Consider the following 16,858-nt stretch of genomic DNA (forward strand, 5'->3'; position numbering starts at 1 on the left):
TCCTCAGGCTGCGCCAAGAATCAGGCCGCTGGTGGGCACGCCGGTACCGGCGGTGACCAGCACGTTCTCCACGTCCGCCACCTGGTTGACCGCCGTGCCCCGCACCTGGCGCACCGCTTCGGCGACGCCGTTCATGCCGTGGATGTACGCCTCGCCGAGCTGGCCGCCATGGGTGTTGATCGGCAGCTTGCCGCCACGGGCGTGGTGGCCGGCGCGAATGAACTCCTTGGCCTCGCCACGCCGGGCAAAACCGAACTCTTCCAGTTGCGGCAGCACGAACGGGGTGAAGTGGTCGTAGATCACCGCCGTCTGCAACGCCTCGGGGCCGAGCCCGGACTGGCGATACAGCTCCTTGGCGACCACGCCCATCTCCGGCAGGCCGGTGATGTCGTCGCGGTAGAACGAGGTCATGCTCTGCTGACCGTGGGTGATGCCCTGGGAGCCGGCCTTGATGGTCACCGGTTTTTGCCGCAGGTCGCGGGCACGCTCGGCCGAGGTGATGACCAGCGCCACCGCGCCATCGGACTCCTGGCAGCAATCGAGCAGGTGCAGCGGCTCGCAGATCCAGCGCGAGGCCTGGTGCTCCTCCAGGGTGATCGGCTTGCCGTGGAAGAACGCCTTGGGGTTGCTGGCGGCAAAATCCCGTGCGGCCACGGCCACCCGGCCGAAGTCCTCCGAGGTGGCGCCATAGGTGTGCATATAGCGTTGGGCGAACATGCCGACCCAGGCCGCCGGGGTATGGAAGCCGTGGGGCATGTACCAGCCGTAGTTGACGTTGTCGAAGATCGGCGTGGCGGCGAAACCGTAGCTGCCGCTGCCGAAGCGGTACCAGGAACGCTCGTTCATCGCCCGGTACACCACCACCACCTTGGCCACCCCGGTGGCCACGGCCATCGCCGCGTGCATGATCGGTGCGCAGGCCGCGCCGCCGCCATGGGGCACCTGGGAGAAGAACTTGACGTCCTTGCAGCCCAGCAGGCGAGCGATCTCGTATTCCGGGACCTTGTCCACCGAGTAGGAGCTGAAACCCTCCACCTCGGACGGGTCGATGCCGGCGTCGCGCAGCGCCTGCAGGGTAGCTTCGAGGGCCAGGCGCAGTTCGGTACGCCCGGAGTTCTTGGAAAACTCGGTGGCGCCCAGCCCGACAATCGCGGCGCGCCCGGAAATCGAAAGGTCGTTCATGCTGCCTCCGCTGGTCATGGCAGCACCAGCGCGACCGTGCCGGTCACGTGGTTGCCCATGGAATTCTTGCCGCTCAGGGTCACTTCCACCGTGCGGGTCTCGGGGTCCTGGCCGGTCACGCTGCCGCTGAAGGTCATGCAGTCGCCCGGATAATTGGGCACGCCCAGCTTGATCTTCAGCGCGGTGAAGCGCGCCAACGGCCCCGCCCATCCCTCGACGAAGCGCTGCACCAGGCCATTGGTGGTGAGGATGTTCATGAACACATGGGGCGAACCCAGTTCACGAGCGGCATCCAGGTCGTGGTGGCCGGGAAAGTAGTCACGCGTGGCGATGGCGCCGCCGGCGATCAGCGCCACGGTGATCGGTACCTGCAGGGGCGGCAAGGTTTCGCCGGGGCGCACATCGTCAAAGCGCTTGGTGTTCTTCGAGGTCATATTTCCATCCCAGCTTGTCGTTGTCGCTCAGCCAGTCGCCGAGCCGTTCCAGGCATGCCGCCGAACCGCCCAAGGCAATGCCCAGGGCGCGGCTCCAATAGAGAAAGCGGTGAATCGGGTAGGTCAGGTCGACGCCAATGCCGCCGTGCACGTGCTGGGCGACATGGCCGATGCGGTGCCCGGCCTCGCAGGCCAGCCAGGCCGTGGCCTGGGCCTCGGACGGCGCCGGCAGGCCGGCGTCCAGGCGATAGCACAGTTGCCACAAGGCACTGCGCAGGGCCTCGAGGGCGATATGCGCGTCGGCCATGCTCATCTGCACGGCCTGGAAACTGCCGATGCGCCGCTCGAACTGCTGGCGCTCGCCGACATAGTCCACGGTGCGGCGAATGTGCTCGGCACTGACGCCCAGTTGCAACGCGGCCAGCGCGGCGATCACCCGTGGTTCGAGCCAAGTCAACGCGGCGGCGGGCAACACACGGTCGCAGGCCACTCGCAGGCCCTCGACCTGGACATCGGCGATCGCTTCGCCGTGGGTCAGCACGCCCGGCACACGACGCACGGCCGGATCGTCCAGGTCCAGCAGCAACAGCCTTGGCTGGCCATCGGCAAGCACCGGCAGCAGCGCCGCCTGGGCCTGGCCGCCCAACGCCAGTGCCGCTACCCGGCCCGCTACCTGCCAACCTCCGGCACAGGCACTGGCGCGCAAAGCGATGCCATGGGCAGCTTGCAGGCCCTCCAGCGACAGGCTCAGCAACAGCTCGCCGGAGGCCGCCTGGGCGGCCAGTTGCGCGCTGTCGCCCTGGCCGAAGTTAGCGAGGGTCGCGGCGGCCAGTTGGTGGCGCCACAGCGGCACCTGGCCGAGGCTGCGCCCTTGGGCCTGCAGCACCAGCATCAGCTCGGTCATGCCCAGGCCACTGCCGTCGTACTGCTCCGGAATCGCCAGGGCATGCAGGCCGGTTTCCTTGCACAGTGCCCAGAGCGGCGCCATCAGCGGCTCGCCGCTGGCATCCCATTGGCGCAGGTAATCGTCCTGGCAGTGGTCGCTGAACAGGCTGTCGGCCATCTGCTCGAAGGCGCGCTGGTCTTCGCTCAACTGAAAGTCCATGGCTATCGCTCCTGTTCGGCCACGGGCCGGAACAACGGCAGGGTCTGCTGCTCGTCGAAGGTGTGGAACTCGACCTGCAGGCGCTGGCCGATCTGCAGTTGCTCGCGCTGCACACCGATCAGCCCGGCGATCAGGCGCACGCCCTCCTCCAGCTCGATCAGGCCGATGGGGTTGGGGTGGTCGAACGGCGGCACTTCGGGGTAGTGCATGACCACGAACGAATACAGGTTGGCGCGACCGCTTGCCTCGACGCTGTCCCACTCGAAGCTGTGGCAATGCATGCACACCGGGGCCGGTGGATGGCGCAAGGTGGCGCAAGCGCTACAACGCTGGATCAGCAAGCGGCCTTCGGCGCAGCCTTCCCAGAAGAACCGGGTGTCGTCACTGACACCTGGCAGCGGGCGCTTGGCCTTGGCCTGCACTGGCTCGGCCTTGGCCACCGGTTGCGGGTTGGCCGGGCGGAACTTGAACACGCGGAACAGCAGCTCGCCCACCGCCTCATCGCCCTCGGGTTTTTCCACGAAATGGCTCATCACCAGGGTGACGAAAAAACCGGTGCCAAGGGCGGTGGTCTTCTCGTCGCCCACCGCATCCAGGCGAGTGGTGTAGTACAGCCGCTCGCCCACATGCACCGGGCGGGTGAAGCTCAGCTCGGAGTTCACCGCCACCACCGAGGCGTAGCCGTATTCCTCGATCAGCTTGAGCACTTCGTATGGATTCTGGTCGGTGGAGCCCGGCGGGTAGTTGTTGGCATGCAGCCCTTCCATGGTCCACACCTGGAGCATGGCCGGCGGCGCGACGATCGCCTGGTACGGACTGCCTTGGGCAAAGTCGGCGTCGCTGTAGAGCGGGTTGTCGATGCCCATGATCTCGCACCACTGGCGGATCATCGGCGCATTCACCGCATCCCAGGCATACACCCGGCCATATTCGCGGCCCACGAGGGCGCGCACGCTGGATAGCAATTGTGGATCAGCCAAAGTCGTCTCCTGCAACGTGAAGGCGGCAAGCCGATACGGCCACCGCCAGGTGGTCGATCAAGTCGGTAGGGTCTGGGCCGCGCCGAGAAACGCCGGGCGCTCGCCACCGCCGTGCAGCAGCAGGTTGCAACCGCTGGCATAGCTGGCCAGGGGCGAGGCGATGTACAGGCAGGCGTTGGCGATGTCGCTGGCATCGGCCATGCGCCCAGCCGGAATACCCGCACTGACGGCGGCGATGCCGTGTTCGCTGCCGTAGTGCAGGTGCGCCTGGTCGGTCAGCACCAGGCCTGGGCTGACCGCGACCACGCGCACCTTCGGCGCCCACTCCACCGCCAGCGACTGCACCAGCGCCAGGACCCCGGCCTTGGCCGCACCGTAGGCAGCGGTGCCGGGCGACGCGCGCAAGGCGCTGATGCTGCCGATGAAGACGATGCAACCGCCCTCGGCCTGGCCCTGCATCAGCCGGTTGGCATGCTGGGCGGCGTTGAGCGGCGCGATCAGGTTCAGCCGCAGGATGCTCTCGTGAAAGCGTGGCGAGGCCGTGGCCGCGACGGCCAATGGGCTGCCACCGGCGTTGTTGACCAACACGTCGAGGCGGCCAAAATCTCGCTCGAGGGTGTCGAACAGCGCCTGCAGCGAATCGCCATCGCGCACGTCGGCGGCGATGAATACCGCGCAGCGCCCGTTGGCGCTGGGCAACTGCTCGGGCTGGCTGCGGGCGCAGACGATCACTTGCGCTCCGGCTGCCAGAAACCCTTCGGCGATGCCGGCGCCGATGCCCTTGCTGCCACCGGTGACGAGCACCACCTTGCCACTGAAATCAAGCCCCATTGGATGTTCCTCGGTCTGCTGTGCAAACCGACTCTAGAGGCTCGCCGCGAGCCGTACTTCGTCTGAACGGACGATGAATGGGCCAGGGCACGGGGCAACACTGGCGGCCATCGCGCCCCCTTGCACGTGAGGAAAACCATGCCAGACAGCGCAGCTCTACCGGTCCTGCTCGAACGCCCGCTCGCGGGCGTGGCGTTGCTGCGACTGAACCGCCCACACGCCACCAATGCCCTCAGCCTGGAGCTGCAAGCCCTGCTCTCGCGGCACTTCACGGAACTGGCGAACGACCCTGAAGTGCGCTGCATCCTGCTCACAGGTGGCGACAAGGTATTCGCCGCCGGTGGCGACATCGGCAGCATGGCCGGGGTCGGCCCGATCGATATCTACCAACGGCACACCGAGCGGGTCTGGGCGCCGATCCAGCATTGTCCCAAGCCTGTGATCGCCGCCGTGTGCGGCTATGCCTACGGCGGCGGCTGCGAGCTGGCGATGCTCGCCGACCTGATCGTGGCCGGGCGCGGTGCGCGTTTCTGCCAGCCGGAAATCCGCATCGGCATCATGCCCGGCATCGGCGGCACCCAGCGCCTGGTGCGCGCCGTAGGCAAGGTCAAGGCCATGCGCATGGCCTTGACCGGGCAACCGATCAGTGCCGAGGAAGCCTGGGTGGCTGGGCTGGTCAGCGACCTGGTCGACGATGACCAGGTGCAGGCACACGCGCTGGAGCTGGCGCGAGTGATCGCGGCCATGCCGGCGCTGGCGGCCGAGCAGATCAAGGAAGTGATTCTCGCGGGGATGGATGCGCCGTTGGACGCGGCCCTGGCGTTGGAGCGCAAGGCCAATGCGTTGCTGTTTGCCTCGCGCGATCAGAAGGAAGGGATGCAGGCGTTCATCGAGAAACGCCCGGCGCGGTTCGAGGGGTGGTGAGCCGCCACTGGCCCTATCGCCGGCAAGCCGGCTTCTACAGGAAAGCGGTGTGCCTGTAGGAGCCGGCTTGCCGGCGATAGGACCTTGCGCCTCACCGCACCCCGGCCAACCCCTGGAAGCTCGGCAGAATACTCATGCACCCCGGTATCTGCCGGCATGCCTTGGCCGCGGCGGACTCCGGCGGCGCCGAAGCCAGCAGCGTGAGGCCGATGATCAATACCACCGAAAGCGGCACGCAATACGCCAGCAAGCTCTGTATCTTCATGGTCAACCTCTCGACCCATGGCCCCGCCAGCAAGGCTCGCGGGGCACAACCGAACTCAGCGTTCATCCACCGTGACGATCTCACGCCGCTCGGCCATGCTCGCCGGCACCTGGTCCTCGTCGGTGAAGAACTGCTGGTACCACTCACGCAACTGGTACACCGGGCCGTCGTTCTCGGCCAGTACCGGCTTGTCGATACGCACCTTGTGCTTCCAGATGTCGACGTCCTGGTAGAACGAGTCGCGGTTGCCCTTGACGTAGGCCTTGGCGATCTCGCGGTTCTGCTCATCGGTCAGCCCCGGTACCCGCTTGACCATGCAGCCAAAACGCAGCACGAAGCTGTCCGGCGTGACCGGCACATGGCTGTTGAGCAGGATCGCATGCACCCTCGCCTCGCCAAACATCGAGCTCAGCTCGGTGAAGTGGGTCGCCGGCCCGTAATACGCCGAAGGCGCGATCAGGTCGCCGCCCAGGCGCTCGGAGTCGCCCTGGAAGATCTGCCGACCGATGTGCCCCTCGAACACGTTGGCGAAGTACTTGGTCGGCGTACCATGGACCGGGCCGAAGTGCTGGGCGTCGACCAGGTTGTCGACCAGCTCGCGCGGGTTGGTCTCGATCAGCATGGTGTCTATGTTCCAGTCATGGATCCACTCCGGGTCGTCCATTTCAGGCAGGTGCGGGATGACCACGCCCTCCTTCGGTGGGCGCCCTTCCGGGTTGTTCCAGACGAACAACAGGTTGTTTTCCTCGCACGTCAGCCAACTGCGGGTCTTGGCCTTGGGCGGTATGCGTTTGCAGTAGGGGATCTCCACGCACTTGCCGCTGGTGTCGTACTTCCAGTGGTGGAATGGACACACCACGGTGTCGTTCTCGATGCTGCCCTGGGACAGGTCGGCGCCCATGTGCGGGCAGAACGCGTCGAGAATGCTGATGGCGCCCGCACTGTTGGCGAACGCCACCAGGCGAGTGCCGAAGACGTTGAGGGTATGCAGCTTGCCATCCCGATAGTCGTCGGCCACGCCCAGGCAATGCCAGCCCCTGGCGTAGCGGTGGGTGCGCTGGGCGCTTTCGATGGAAAGTTCGGCGAGTTTGGTCATGTTCTTGTTGTTCCTGTATTGGATACGCCAGTCACCGGCAATACCCCTGCAGACTCAGGGGGGAATACCTGGCGGCTATCTTTGAGCAGCCATGGCTGGCCCTCATCCCTCAATCGGACTAGGCCAGACCCGAGCGGGCCTCATTGGCCGAAACGTCGCGCCGCCTCCGGGCCGAAATCGCGCGGACTGAAGCCGGTGCGGTTGAGCAGGTAGCCGCTGCGCTGCTGGTTGATCAGGTTGAAGGCCAGGTAGCTGCCGGCATTGAGGTCGTGGTACAGGCCGACACCGGCTTGCGGTCGTTGCGACTCGTAGGCGTAGAAGTAGTTGACCATCGAGGTGCGCCACAGCTCGCCGCGGTTGTCGTAGTTGTCGGCCAGCATCGGGAACCAGGTGTCCTCATCGATGTACAGCTTGCGTTTGCCATACAGGTGGCGATACCCAGGCTTGAGCGTACCCTCGAGCTCCCATACCCGATGGCGCTCGTAGCGCATGGCTTGCGGGTTGAGGTGCCCGGGCGTGAGCAGGTCGGCGTACTTCAGCTCCGGAGCGTGTACGCGGTAGGCGTTGTAGGGGATGAACATCTCCCGTTTGCCGACGATCTTCCAGTCGTAGCGCTGGCCCGAGCCGTTGAACAGGCGTACCTCGTCAACGGTGATCGAACCGCCACTGCCCGGAAACGACATGTCGAAACCGTACCCTGGCGATTGCCGCACCCGCCGCGTGCCTGGGTCGTAGCGCCAGGCCTGACGCGGTTCGGTCTTGTCGTTCCAGAATTCGGTGCCAGTGTTGATCTCGCCCTTGTCGCGCTGCGGTAGCAGGGTTTCGTTGAGGTAGAACGATGAGTTGCCGACCGTGTCGCCCACCTTGCCCGGTTCCAGGGCCGGCGCCAGGTTGCGCGAGTGCACGCGGCCCCAGTTGATGTTGCCGTCCTTGAGCACATAGGCGTTGTCGGAGGTGTACTCCTCGGTCCAGGCACGCAGGGTGAAGGTGGAGGCGTTTTTCAACAGTTCGAGGCCGCTGCGCGGTACCGGGAAGGGTGTGCCGCCGGTCTTGCCGACCACCCCTTCGCCATCGTCCACCAGCTTGGCGACCCCGGCGTTCTCGCGAGTCGCCTGGCAGACCGCGTCGTCGAAGCGAAAATCCCGGTGGCTGGGGTAGACCGGCATCTTGAAGGTTGCCGGGTAGAGCTTGAACAGCGCCTTCTGCCCGTCCGACAAGGCGTCGGCGTACTGCCCCAGATTGTCGGCGGTGATCACGAACAGAGGCGTTTCGTCAGGGTACGGATCGACAGGATGCTGGCCAGTGCCCTTGAACGCGACATGGGGCGGTGCGCCCAGCCACTTGCCGGCAAACGCCGGAATGCTGCCATCGGCGTTGCCACTGGGGTCGGCGCCCATGCAGGTGAGGTCCTTGCCCAGGCGCTCCACATCCTCCGGGGCAGCCAGCGCCAGGCCTGGCGCGGCAGCCACCAGCAACAGACCCAGGGCAACGCTGCGGCAGTTGCCGGGCAGGCCGCGACGGGCCGCAATACTGTCGGTCATTATTGTTCTCCTTGGTTACCGATAGCGGTGGCCCAGTATCGGTACGCCCTCGCGCCCCGAGCATCGTCCGCTCGGACTAACGCACCTGCACCGGCAGGGTGCTGGGCTCGCCGAGCGCGACCACGCTGTTGAGCATGATCCGCACCAGTTCGGTCTGGCGCCTCACCCCGGTCTTGGAGAAGATCGAACGCAAGTGCGCGCGGGCAGTATTGCGGCGGATGTTGAGGCGTTCGGAGGCCTCTTCCAGCGACAGACCGTTGGCCAGTTCCAAGGCCAGCCCGGTCTCGGCCGGAGTGAGGTTGTACAGCTGCGCGGTCAGCGCATTGCTGACCAGCGACTTGCCCACCGCATCGCGCACGTAGACCACCACCGTCGGCTTGCCCTTGCCCTCGACCAGCTCCTGGGAAGGCACCCGTTCCACTACCACGCCCAGGTTCACCTGCCCCGAAGGCCGCGACACCGACATCGCCTCGGCGCCTTGCTCTGGCAGATTTCCTTGGCGACTGCGCTGGAAGGCATTGCGTACCAGCCGCCAGAGTTCGCGGTTGTCGCTCGGATAGGTCGCCTCCAGGCGCCCGCCCACCAGCTTCAGGCCATCGTTGCTGGCGAGCATTTCACGGGCTACCGGGTTGCACTGCAGCACGCTGCCGGTTTCGTCCAGCACGATGGTCGCCACCGCCAGGCGATTGATCGTCTGCGAATAAAGCGTGCCCAACGAGGCGCTGCGGTCGAGCAGCGCATGCATGTGCAAGGCGCGGCGCAGGTGCGGTATGAGCATGGCGCACAGAGCCCGCTCGAGCTCGCCGAACCGTGCCTGCTCGCGTGGCCTGTTGATGCGCAAGCGCAAGGTCCCACCGTCGGGCATGCTGATGTCGACGCCGAGCATGTGGAAGCAGCCATAGGGGGCGCAGTACAACAGGTAGAACGACGAACATGCCCAGTCGGCATCGCTCATCAACTGGTCGATGGTGAACACCGTGTCATTCGCCAGCCGATCGAACAGCGAGGCTTTTTCGCAGTAGGCGAAATGGTTGACACCGCCTTCGCCCGGCTCGACATCACCGGCGACCATCATCGGCGACAGGAAAGGTTCGTCGAGTACGCGCAGGATCAAGGTGACGTAACGAGCGGCGAACAGCTCGCGCAGTTGTTGCAGTGCCTCGTTCAGGCGGTGGGTGTCCAGCGCCGCGTCGTACATGTTGCCGATCAGGCGCTCGTATTCGCCAAGTTCGATGCCCAACCGGGCCAGCACCTGGGCGTTGGACAGCGTGGTTTGCATGGACAGGCTCCAGAGCGGGTGCGTTCTTCGCGCCCGCATGATGGTCGAGGGGATATCCCTTCAATGGCCCGCTTGGGGAATGGACGCAGGCATGTGGGCCACCAAGGGCCGGTCGCGATCGAACCAGGCGGCGAGTGCCGGCAACAGGAAGATCGCGCCGAACACGTTCACCAGGAACATGAACGCCAGCAGGATGCCCATGTCGGCTTGCAGCTTGAGCGGGGCGAAGGCCCAGGTACCCACCCCGATCGACATGGTCAGGGCAGTGAACACCGCTGCAGTACCGCGCTGGCACATGGCGCGGTAGAAGGCGTTGCGCAGGTCCTGGCCGGCAGCCATCTCATGCTGGATACGCTCATAGAGGTAGATTCCGTAGTCCACGCCCACGCCGACCCCGAGCGCCATCACCGGCAAGGTCGCAACCTTCAGGCCGATGCCCAGCAGCGCCATCAGTGCATTGCACAGGATCGCCACGATACCCAGCGGTACCACGATGCACAGCACTGCGCGCAGCGAGCGGAAGGTCAGCAGGCAGAACAGCCCCACCGAACAGAACAGCGCCGCCAGCATCCAGGCCTCGGCGTGCTTCACGGCTTCGTTGGACGCCGCCATCACCCCGACATTGCCACCGGCGAGGTGGAAGCTCGCCTGCGGCACCTGGACGCTGGCAATGATGCGCCGGGCTTCGCTGAGCACATGGGCCACGGTCGTCCCTTCGTGATCGTTGAGGAACACCAGCACCTGCATGCGTCGGCAGCCCTCGGTGACCAGCCCGGCATCCGGCGTGTAGGCCATCGAGCCTTGCTGCAGGCCTCGTGAGGATCCTGGGATGGCCGACCAACGCGGGTTGCCTTCGTTGTTGCCGGCGATCATTTCCTTGCCCATGCCGGCCACGCTCTGCACCGACTGCACGCCGCTCACGTTGCGCATCTGAAAGTCGAACGCCTCGACGGCGCGCATCACCGCCGGGTCCAGGCAGGCTTCGTCGCTGCCGGGGGTCTGCACGAACACCGCCAGCACGTCGAGGCCGATGGCGTAGCTGCCGACGATTCGCTGGTTGTCGAGGTTGTAGCGCGAGTCGGCGCGCAACTCCGGGGCCCCAGTGCCGATATCGCCTACCGCCAGCTGGCGCGCCTTGAGCACGCCCGCCCCCAACAGCACCAGGCTGACGGCGAACACCAGCAGCGCTGGCCCGGGCAGCGCCAGGGCCGAAAGGCGCCACCATAGCGGGTGCTGGCGAGCCTCACGTTGCGCTGCTGGGGCCTGCCGGACCTTGAGGTACGACAGCACCAGCGGCAACAGCATCTTGTTGGTGACGATCATCAGCAATACCCCGAGGCAGGCGGTCACGCCAAGTTCGTGGACGATCGGGATGTCGATCAGCATGATCACGGCAAAGCCCAAGGCATTCATCAGCAAGGCCAGCGAGCCCGGGACGAAGATCTTGCAGAACGCCGAATGGGCCGCCTCCCGGGCTGTCGCACCGGCCTGCAGGTCCTGCTTCCAGGCGTTGGTCATCTGCACCGCGTGGGACACGCCGATGGAGAAAATCAGGAACGGGACCAGTACCGACATCGGGTCGATACCCAGGCCCAGCAGCGGCAGCAGCCCCAGCAACCACACCACCGGTAGCACCGCCACCAGCAATGCCACCAGGGTCAGGCGCAACGAGCGCGAGTAGGCCCAGAGCAACGCGGCGGTAATCAGGAAGGCGACGACGAAGAACAGCAACACCGTGTTCAGCCCCTCCACGACATCGCCCACCAGCTTGGCGAAGCCCACCACATTGATCTCTATGTCGGCGCTGGCGTAGCGGGCGCGGATGTCTTCCAGGCGCTTGCCGACCTCCACGTACGACACTGGCTGGCCGGTGCGTGGGTCGCTGTCCTGCAGATCGGCGCGCACCAGCGCCGCGCGTTGGTCATTGGCCAGCAGGCGGCCGATCTGTCCGGCGCGAGCGGCATTACTGCGCACCTTCTGCAGGTCCTCGGGGGTCCCGGCGTACTGCGGCGGTACCACCAGATCGCCGACGAAGCCGTCCTCGGTGACCTCCACATAGCGCACGTTGGGGGTGAACAGCGAGGTCACGCTTGGCCGGCTGACACCGGGGATGAAGAACACATCGTCGGTGACCTGTTGCAACACCTTGAGGAATTCGGGGTTGTAGAGGTCGCCCTCGCCTTTCCAGCGTACGCTCACCAGCAGGCGATTGGCCCCGGTGAACACCTGGCTGAAGTCGAGGAAGTTGCGCATGTAGTCGTGGCGAACCGGGATCTGCTTGTTGAACCCCGGGTCGAGGCGGACCTGGGTGGCGCTGTAGGCGAGCGCGAGGGTGACCAACAGGAACAGCCCGAGCCACACCCGGCGATGGCGCAGCAGCAGGTCCGCGCAAGCGCGTACCCCGTGTTCGGTGAAGCGGGCGCTCATGGACGCGCCTCCTGACCGAGCGCAACGGCAGGCTGCGCGCCCTGGAATACGCCGCGCTCACCGGCCACCAGCAGGTGGCGGCCATTGAGCCCCACCGCCGAGGTCAAGGTCCCCAGGCCACTGCGCTGGTCGATGCCCAGCAGGTTGCCTTCGGCGTCCAGGCGGATCAACCTGCTGGCACCGCCCACCAGCACCAGCCCGCCCTGCCCCGGCAAACGGGCGTGGCCGTAGATCGGCTGGCTGCTGCCGACCTCGACGCGCTGCCAACTGTCGCCGAAGTCGTGGCTGCGAAACACATGGCCACGCATGCCGTAGGCCAGCCAGGAAGAGGCAGACAGGCGCACCACACCGAACAGCGAGCCGTTGTAGAACGCCGGCATCAGCTGCCAATGCTGGCCGCCATCGCTGGATCGCAGCACCAGGCCCTGCTCGCCTACCAGCAACTGGCGGCCGTCGGCGCCACCGTCGAGGCCGTTGAAGTGGGCTCCATCGCCGGGCATATCGCGGGCCGCCCAGTGTTCACCGGCGTCGCTTGAGACCAGGAACTTGCCGTAGCTGCCGTAGGCCACCACGTGCTGGCCGTCACCGCTCCAGACACCCAGCAGTGGCTCGCCGAGGTCGGCGTCATGGTGCTTTTCCTGCCAGGTCTGGCCGCCATCGGCAGAGCGCAGGATCCAGCCGTCGTGGCCCACCGCAACCAGTACCTGTGGGCTCAGGGCGACCACACCGGTCAGCGTGGCATCGCGACCGGTACCGGGTTGGCTGGCCTGCCAGCTGCGACCGCTGTCACGACTGGTAAGCACGGTACCCCGTTCGCCGACGGCGATGAGCCGATCGCCGGTGCTCAGCAGCGCGTTGACCTGGACCCGATCGGCCAGGACCTCGGTGACCGCAAGCGGCGGGGGTTGGCGGGGAGCGAAGGCTAAGACGACGGCAGCGATGACGATGGCGCTCATCACGTACCCGGTCAGCTGGCGCGAGGCAGGCTTCATTGGGGTGACCCTCTTGGAGTTGTGCCGGGATCATCTGGCTGGGTTGGGTTGGGGGCATCGTCCAAATGGGTTAGCGGGGGCTGTCACGGGTGACGGGTGCCTGCAGTACGGCGGTGTCGGCTTCGCGGGCAAGCCCGCTCCCACAGGTACGGCGTGGTGGCTGGGGCCGGGTTATGTCTGGGAGGGCCTATTCGCGGGTAAACCCGCTCCTACAGGTACCGCGTGGTGGCTGGGGCCGGGTTATGACTGGGAGGGCCTATTTGCGGGTAAAACCGCTCCTACAGGTGCGCAGCCTGACCTGGGCATGGCGCTGATCCTGTGGGAGCGGGCTTGCCCGCGAACACCGGCTGGGCCGGTGCCAGGCACCGCGAATGGGTCATCACGGCAACTCGAACAACCCCGCCGCACCCATCCCGCCACCGATGCACATCGCCACCACCACATAACGCACCCCACGGCGGCGCCCTTCCAGCAACGCATGCCCCACCATCCGTGCACCCGACATGCCAAACGGGTGGCCGATGGCAATCGCCCCGCCATTGACGTTCAACCGCTGCGCCGGAATCTCCAGCGCATCCCGGCAATGCAGCACCTGGCAGGCAAACGCCTCGTTGATCTCCCACAAACCGATGTCTGCCACACCCAGGCCAAACCGCTTGAGCAATTTGGGCACCGCCAGCACCGGCCCGATACCCATTTCCTGCGGCGCACACCCAGCCAGGGCAATGCCGCGGTAGATGCCCAGTGGCGTCAGCCCGCGCCGACGCGCTTCGGCGCGGCTCATCAACAGGCTCGCCGAAGCTCCGTCAGAGAACTGCGAGGCATTGCCGGCCGTGACGAACTCGCCCTGACTCACCCATTTACCGTCCTTCCACACAGGTTTCAGCGCCGCCAGGTCTTCGAGCCGGGTACCGGGACGATTGCATTCGTCACGCTCGACCCGCACCCGTTGGTGCCCGGCAGGCTGGCCGTCCTGGTCGAACAGCAGCTTGTCGACCTCCAGCGGCACCAGCTCTTCGTCGAACAACCCATCACGCTGGGCGGCCGCCGTGCGCAGCTGGCTCTGCAACGAATACTCGTCCTGCGCGGCGCGGCTGATGCCATAGCGGCGCGAGACGATCTCGGCGGTCTCCAGCATCGGTATGTAGGCATCCGGCATCATCGCCTGCGCAGCCTGGGACTGCGCCCGATAGGTGTTCTTGTGCTTGGTCTGGGTCAGCGACAGCGACTCCACGCCGCCGCCAATGGCAATGCTCAACTCCCCGGTGACGATGCCCTTGGCCGCCATGCCGATGCTGATCAGGCCGGAGGCACACATGCGATCGACGGCCATGCCCGGCACGCCGTGCCCCAGCCCAGCGGTATAGGCACAGAGGCGGCCGATGTTGTAGGCCTGGGTGCCCTGCTGCACGGCGGCGCCCATGATCACGTCGTCGATGGCATGTGCTTCGACGCCGCTGCGCTCGACCACGGCGCGCACCACGTGCCCGCCGAGCACCGGCGCCTCGGTGTCATTGAACGACCCACGGAACGACTTGGCCAACGCGGTACGTGCGGTGGCGACGATGACTGCTTCATTCAGGTCCATGATGGTTCACTCGGCTACAGGATTGAAGGTGTAACGGCTGATGGTGTCGATCACACAGCCAGGACGGCTTTCGCCCTCGATCTCGACGCTGACGCGCACCACCAGTTGCACGCTGTCGGCCACCGGTTCGGCGCGCAGGATCTGGCCATGGCCGCGTACTCGCGCCCCCACGCGCACCGGCGCCGGGAAGCGCACGCGGTCGCTGCCGTAGTTGATGCCCATCGCCAGGTTCTCGAGGGTCAGCAGTTGCGGCAGGAACAGGTTGACCAGCGACAGGGTCAGGTAGCCGTGGGCGATACAAGCGCCGAACGGCCCCTGCGCGGCCCGTTCGGGGTCAACGTGAATCCATTGGTGATCGCCCGTGGCCTCGGCGAACAGGTCGATGCGCTGCTGGCTGATGGTCAGCCAGTCGCTGTGGCCCAGGTCGGTGCCCTCGGCGGCCAGCAAGGCTTGGGCAGTGGTGAAGACGTGGCTCATGGTGGGCTCCTCAAGCTTGCTGCGAACTGATCGACAACACTTCACCAACCATGTACGACGCATAGTCGCTGGCCAGGAACATCATCACGTTGGCGACTTCCCAGACCTCGGCGGCGCGGCCGAAGGCCTCACGGCTGGCCAGGCTGGCCAGCAACGCTTCGCTGGAAGCCTTCTTGAGAAACTCGTGCAGCGCGATGGACGGCGATACCGCGTTGATGCGCACCCCATGCTCGGCCGCTTCCAGGGCGCTGCAGCGGGTGAGCGCCATCACCCCGGCCTTGGCCGCGGCATAGTGGGCCTGCTCCTTCTGCGCCCGCCAGCCCAGCACCGAGGCATTGTTGACGATGGCCCCGGCACCACGCCGCTGCATGTGCGGCAACATGGCCCGGGTCATGCGGAAGGTACCGGTCAGGGTCACGTCCAGCACCCGCGACCATTCCTGGTCGCTCATCTCGACCACTGCCTTCTGGCCACCGAGCCCGGCGTTGTTGATCAGCACATCGACACCGCCCAGCAGGCCTTCGGCGCGGTCGACCAGCGCCTGTACATCGGCCTCCACGGTGACGTCGCACAGCTGGCCGTAGATGGCCTGCAGGCCGGTTTCCGCCTTCAGGCGCTCGACCGCCTCCTCCAGGCGACGTGGGTGCACATCGGAAATCATCAGCGCACGGCAGCCTTCCTCGGCGCTGCGCCGAGCCGCCGAATAGCCGATGCCGGCACCGGCGGCGGCGGTGATCAGCACCGATTTACCGGCCAGCAACTGGTGGCCGGGGACATAGGGGGGAGCTTGTCTCATCTGCGGTTTCCTCGCATCAATGGTCCGGTCCGAGGCTGTCAACTGCCCCAGACCCGTTGCGGCGCTGGGGCCTGGGCAAGGATCCGCGCCACTGCCGGGCCGATCTCCTCGACCTGCCAACGCCCGCCCTTGTCCTCGGTGGTGCCGGTGCGCCAGCCGTCGGCCAGGGAGATCCGCCCACCCTGGCTTTCGAACACCTGCCCCGTCACCTGGCCCGACTCCACGCTGCCCAGCCACACCACCAGCGGTGCGACGTTCTCCGGCGCCCAGGCATCGAAGCTGCCATCCTCGGGCGCCTTGACCACCTCCGGCATGGCGCTTTCGGTCATCGCCGTGCGCGCCGCCGGTGCCAGGGCATTGGCTGTGACGCCGTAACGCGCAAGCTCGGCCGCCTGCACCAGGGTCAACGCAGCGATCCCGCCCTTGGCGGCGGCATAGTTGGACTGGCCGATCGAGCCCTGCAGGCCGGCCCCGAGCTTGTGTTGATGATCCGTCCGGCAACCGCGGTGCCGGCCTTGGCCAGGTCGCGCCAACGGCGTCCGAGGATGTTCGCCAGGCAGTAATGGCCCTTGAGGTGCACACGCATCACCAGGTCCCAGTCGTCTTCGTCGAGGCTGATGAACATGCGATCACGCAATACCCCGGCGTTGTTGACCAGCACATGCACTTCACCGAACGCCTCGAGCGCAGCGTCGACGATGCGCTGGGCACTGGCCAGGCTGGTGATGTCGTCACTGTTGGCGATGGCTTGGCCACCGCCCTCGCGCACCTCGCTGGCCACCGCCTGCGCCGCTTCGGCGCGAATGTCGTTGACCACCACCCGGGCGCCCTCGGCGCCGAACGCCAGCGCGTAGGCGCGGCCCAATCCACCGCCGGCACCGGTGATGATCACCGTGCGGCCTTCACATATCGCCATGTCCGAATCCTTCTTGCTTGAAATG

The 16,858-nt window shown here is 66.2% G+C and carries 15 protein-coding genes and 1 pseudogene; 1 reads left to right on the forward strand and 15 read right to left on the reverse strand.

Annotation, left to right across the window (positions count from 1 at the left end; translation table 11 throughout):
- Window positions 1–3 precede the first annotated feature (3 nt).
- Genes E6B08_RS17225 through E6B08_RS17245 form a run of 5 tightly spaced genes read right to left on the reverse strand, consistent with a single transcriptional unit; the run spans window position 4 to window position 4,532 of the window.
- Window positions 4–1,182, reverse strand: a complete 1,179-nt coding sequence (locus tag E6B08_RS17225) for a lipid-transfer protein (RefSeq protein WP_136915157.1) — start codon at window positions 1,180–1,182, stop codon at window positions 4–6.
- Between the two features lie 14 nt (window positions 1,183–1,196).
- Window positions 1,197–1,616: a MaoC family dehydratase gene (locus E6B08_RS17230; protein ID WP_136915158.1), complete on the reverse strand. Its 420-nt coding sequence runs from the start codon at window positions 1,614–1,616 to the stop codon at window positions 1,197–1,199.
- Entirely contained in the window at window positions 1,588–2,721 is a 1,134-nt protein-coding gene (locus tag E6B08_RS17235; protein ID WP_136915159.1) for an acyl-CoA dehydrogenase family protein, read from the reverse strand. Before E6B08_RS17235 ends, E6B08_RS17230 begins: the two co-directional genes overlap by 29 nt.
- 2 nt (window positions 2,722–2,723) lie before the next feature.
- Entirely contained in the window at window positions 2,724–3,701 is a 978-nt protein-coding gene (locus E6B08_RS17240) for an OB-fold domain-containing protein (RefSeq protein ID WP_136915160.1), read from the reverse strand.
- 57 nt (window positions 3,702–3,758) lie between these two features.
- The gene (locus E6B08_RS17245; RefSeq protein WP_136915161.1) at window positions 3,759–4,532 is read right to left on the reverse strand and encodes an SDR family oxidoreductase; all 774 of its coding nucleotides are present in this window, start codon (window positions 4,530–4,532) and stop codon (window positions 3,759–3,761) included.
- Between the two features lie 138 nt (window positions 4,533–4,670).
- Here E6B08_RS17245 and E6B08_RS17250 point away from each other — a divergent pair, with 138 nt between their 5' ends.
- Window positions 4,671–5,456, forward strand: coding sequence for an enoyl-CoA hydratase (locus tag E6B08_RS17250; RefSeq protein ID WP_136915162.1), 786 nt, complete (start codon window positions 4,671–4,673; stop codon window positions 5,454–5,456).
- A 91-nt stretch (window positions 5,457–5,547) separates the two neighbouring features.
- Here E6B08_RS17250 and E6B08_RS30860 read toward each other — a convergent pair whose 3' ends face one another.
- From E6B08_RS30860 to E6B08_RS17295, 10 genes and pseudogenes are all read right to left on the reverse strand, one after another.
- The gene (locus E6B08_RS30860) at window positions 5,548–5,721 is read right to left on the reverse strand and encodes a hypothetical protein (RefSeq protein ID WP_192938547.1); all 174 of its coding nucleotides are present in this window, start codon (window positions 5,719–5,721) and stop codon (window positions 5,548–5,550) included.
- A 55-nt stretch (window positions 5,722–5,776) separates the two neighbouring features.
- Window positions 5,777–6,817, reverse strand: coding sequence for a Rieske 2Fe-2S domain-containing protein (locus E6B08_RS17255; RefSeq protein ID WP_136915163.1), 1,041 nt, complete (start codon window positions 6,815–6,817; stop codon window positions 5,777–5,779).
- 140 nt (window positions 6,818–6,957) lie between these two features.
- Window positions 6,958–8,358, reverse strand: coding sequence for a DUF1329 domain-containing protein (locus E6B08_RS17260; protein ID WP_136915164.1), 1,401 nt, complete (start codon window positions 8,356–8,358; stop codon window positions 6,958–6,960).
- 76 nt (window positions 8,359–8,434) lie between these two features.
- Window positions 8,435–9,637, reverse strand: coding sequence for a LuxR C-terminal-related transcriptional regulator (locus E6B08_RS17265; RefSeq protein WP_136915165.1), 1,203 nt, complete (start codon window positions 9,635–9,637; stop codon window positions 8,435–8,437).
- A 60-nt stretch (window positions 9,638–9,697) separates the two neighbouring features.
- Complete coding sequence (locus E6B08_RS17270; protein WP_136915166.1) at window positions 9,698–12,064, reverse strand: efflux RND transporter permease subunit; 2,367 nt, start codon at window positions 12,062–12,064, stop codon at window positions 9,698–9,700.
- Window positions 12,061–13,056, reverse strand: a complete 996-nt coding sequence (locus E6B08_RS17275; protein WP_136915167.1) for a WD40/YVTN/BNR-like repeat-containing protein — start codon at window positions 13,054–13,056, stop codon at window positions 12,061–12,063. Before E6B08_RS17275 ends, E6B08_RS17270 begins: the two co-directional genes overlap by 4 nt.
- A 379-nt stretch (window positions 13,057–13,435) precedes the next feature.
- A complete protein-coding gene (locus E6B08_RS17280; protein WP_192938548.1) occupies window positions 13,436–14,644 on the reverse strand; it encodes an acetyl-CoA C-acyltransferase in 1,209 nt (402 codons plus the stop codon).
- A gap of 6 nt (window positions 14,645–14,650) precedes the next feature.
- A complete protein-coding gene (locus E6B08_RS17285; protein ID WP_136915168.1) occupies window positions 14,651–15,121 on the reverse strand; it encodes a MaoC family dehydratase in 471 nt (156 codons plus the stop codon).
- A gap of 10 nt (window positions 15,122–15,131) precedes the next feature.
- Window positions 15,132–15,917 carry an SDR family oxidoreductase gene (locus tag E6B08_RS17290; protein WP_136915169.1) on the reverse strand — a complete coding sequence of 262 codons (786 nt, stop codon included), beginning with the start codon at window positions 15,915–15,917 and terminating at the stop codon, window positions 15,132–15,134.
- 38 nt (window positions 15,918–15,955) lie between these two features.
- Window positions 15,956–16,833 (reverse strand): annotated as a pseudogene (locus E6B08_RS17295) (SDR family oxidoreductase).
- Window positions 16,834–16,858 lie beyond the last annotated feature (25 nt).

This window comes from Pseudomonas putida (assembly GCF_005080685.1).
Lineage (GTDB): Bacteria > Pseudomonadota > Gammaproteobacteria > Pseudomonadales > Pseudomonadaceae > Aquipseudomonas > Aquipseudomonas putida_V.

Coding starts and splice junctions, on each gene's coding strand:
- E6B08_RS17245 (WP_136915161.1), bottom strand. CDS start 4,532: ATGGGGCTTGATTTCAGTGGCAAGGTGGTGCTCGTCACCGGTGGCAGC.
- E6B08_RS17250 (WP_136915162.1), top strand. CDS start 4,671: ATGCCAGACAGCGCAGCTCTACCGGTCCTGCTCGAACGCCCGCTCGCG.
- E6B08_RS17230 (WP_136915158.1), bottom strand. CDS start 1,616: ATGACCTCGAAGAACACCAAGCGCTTTGACGATGTGCGCCCCGGCGAA.
- E6B08_RS17290 (WP_136915169.1), bottom strand. CDS start 15,917: ATGAGACAAGCTCCCCCCTATGTCCCCGGCCACCAGTTGCTGGCCGGT.
- E6B08_RS30860 (WP_192938547.1), bottom strand. CDS start 5,721: ATGAAGATACAGAGCTTGCTGGCGTATTGCGTGCCGCTTTCGGTGGTA.
- E6B08_RS17225 (WP_136915157.1), bottom strand. CDS start 1,182: ATGAACGACCTTTCGATTTCCGGGCGCGCCGCGATTGTCGGGCTGGGC.
- E6B08_RS17235 (WP_136915159.1), bottom strand. CDS start 2,721: ATGGACTTTCAGTTGAGCGAAGACCAGCGCGCCTTCGAGCAGATGGCC.
- E6B08_RS17265 (WP_136915165.1), bottom strand. CDS start 9,637: ATGCAAACCACGCTGTCCAACGCCCAGGTGCTGGCCCGGTTGGGCATC.
- E6B08_RS17270 (WP_136915166.1), bottom strand. CDS start 12,064: ATGAGCGCCCGCTTCACCGAACACGGGGTACGCGCTTGCGCGGACCTG.
- E6B08_RS17260 (WP_136915164.1), bottom strand. CDS start 8,358: ATGACCGACAGTATTGCGGCCCGTCGCGGCCTGCCCGGCAACTGCCGC.
- E6B08_RS17275 (WP_136915167.1), bottom strand. CDS start 13,056: ATGAAGCCTGCCTCGCGCCAGCTGACCGGGTACGTGATGAGCGCCATC.
- E6B08_RS17280 (WP_192938548.1), bottom strand. CDS start 14,644: ATGGACCTGAATGAAGCAGTCATCGTCGCCACCGCACGTACCGCGTTG.
- E6B08_RS17285 (WP_136915168.1), bottom strand. CDS start 15,121: ATGAGCCACGTCTTCACCACTGCCCAAGCCTTGCTGGCCGCCGAGGGC.
- E6B08_RS17255 (WP_136915163.1), bottom strand. CDS start 6,817: ATGACCAAACTCGCCGAACTTTCCATCGAAAGCGCCCAGCGCACCCAC.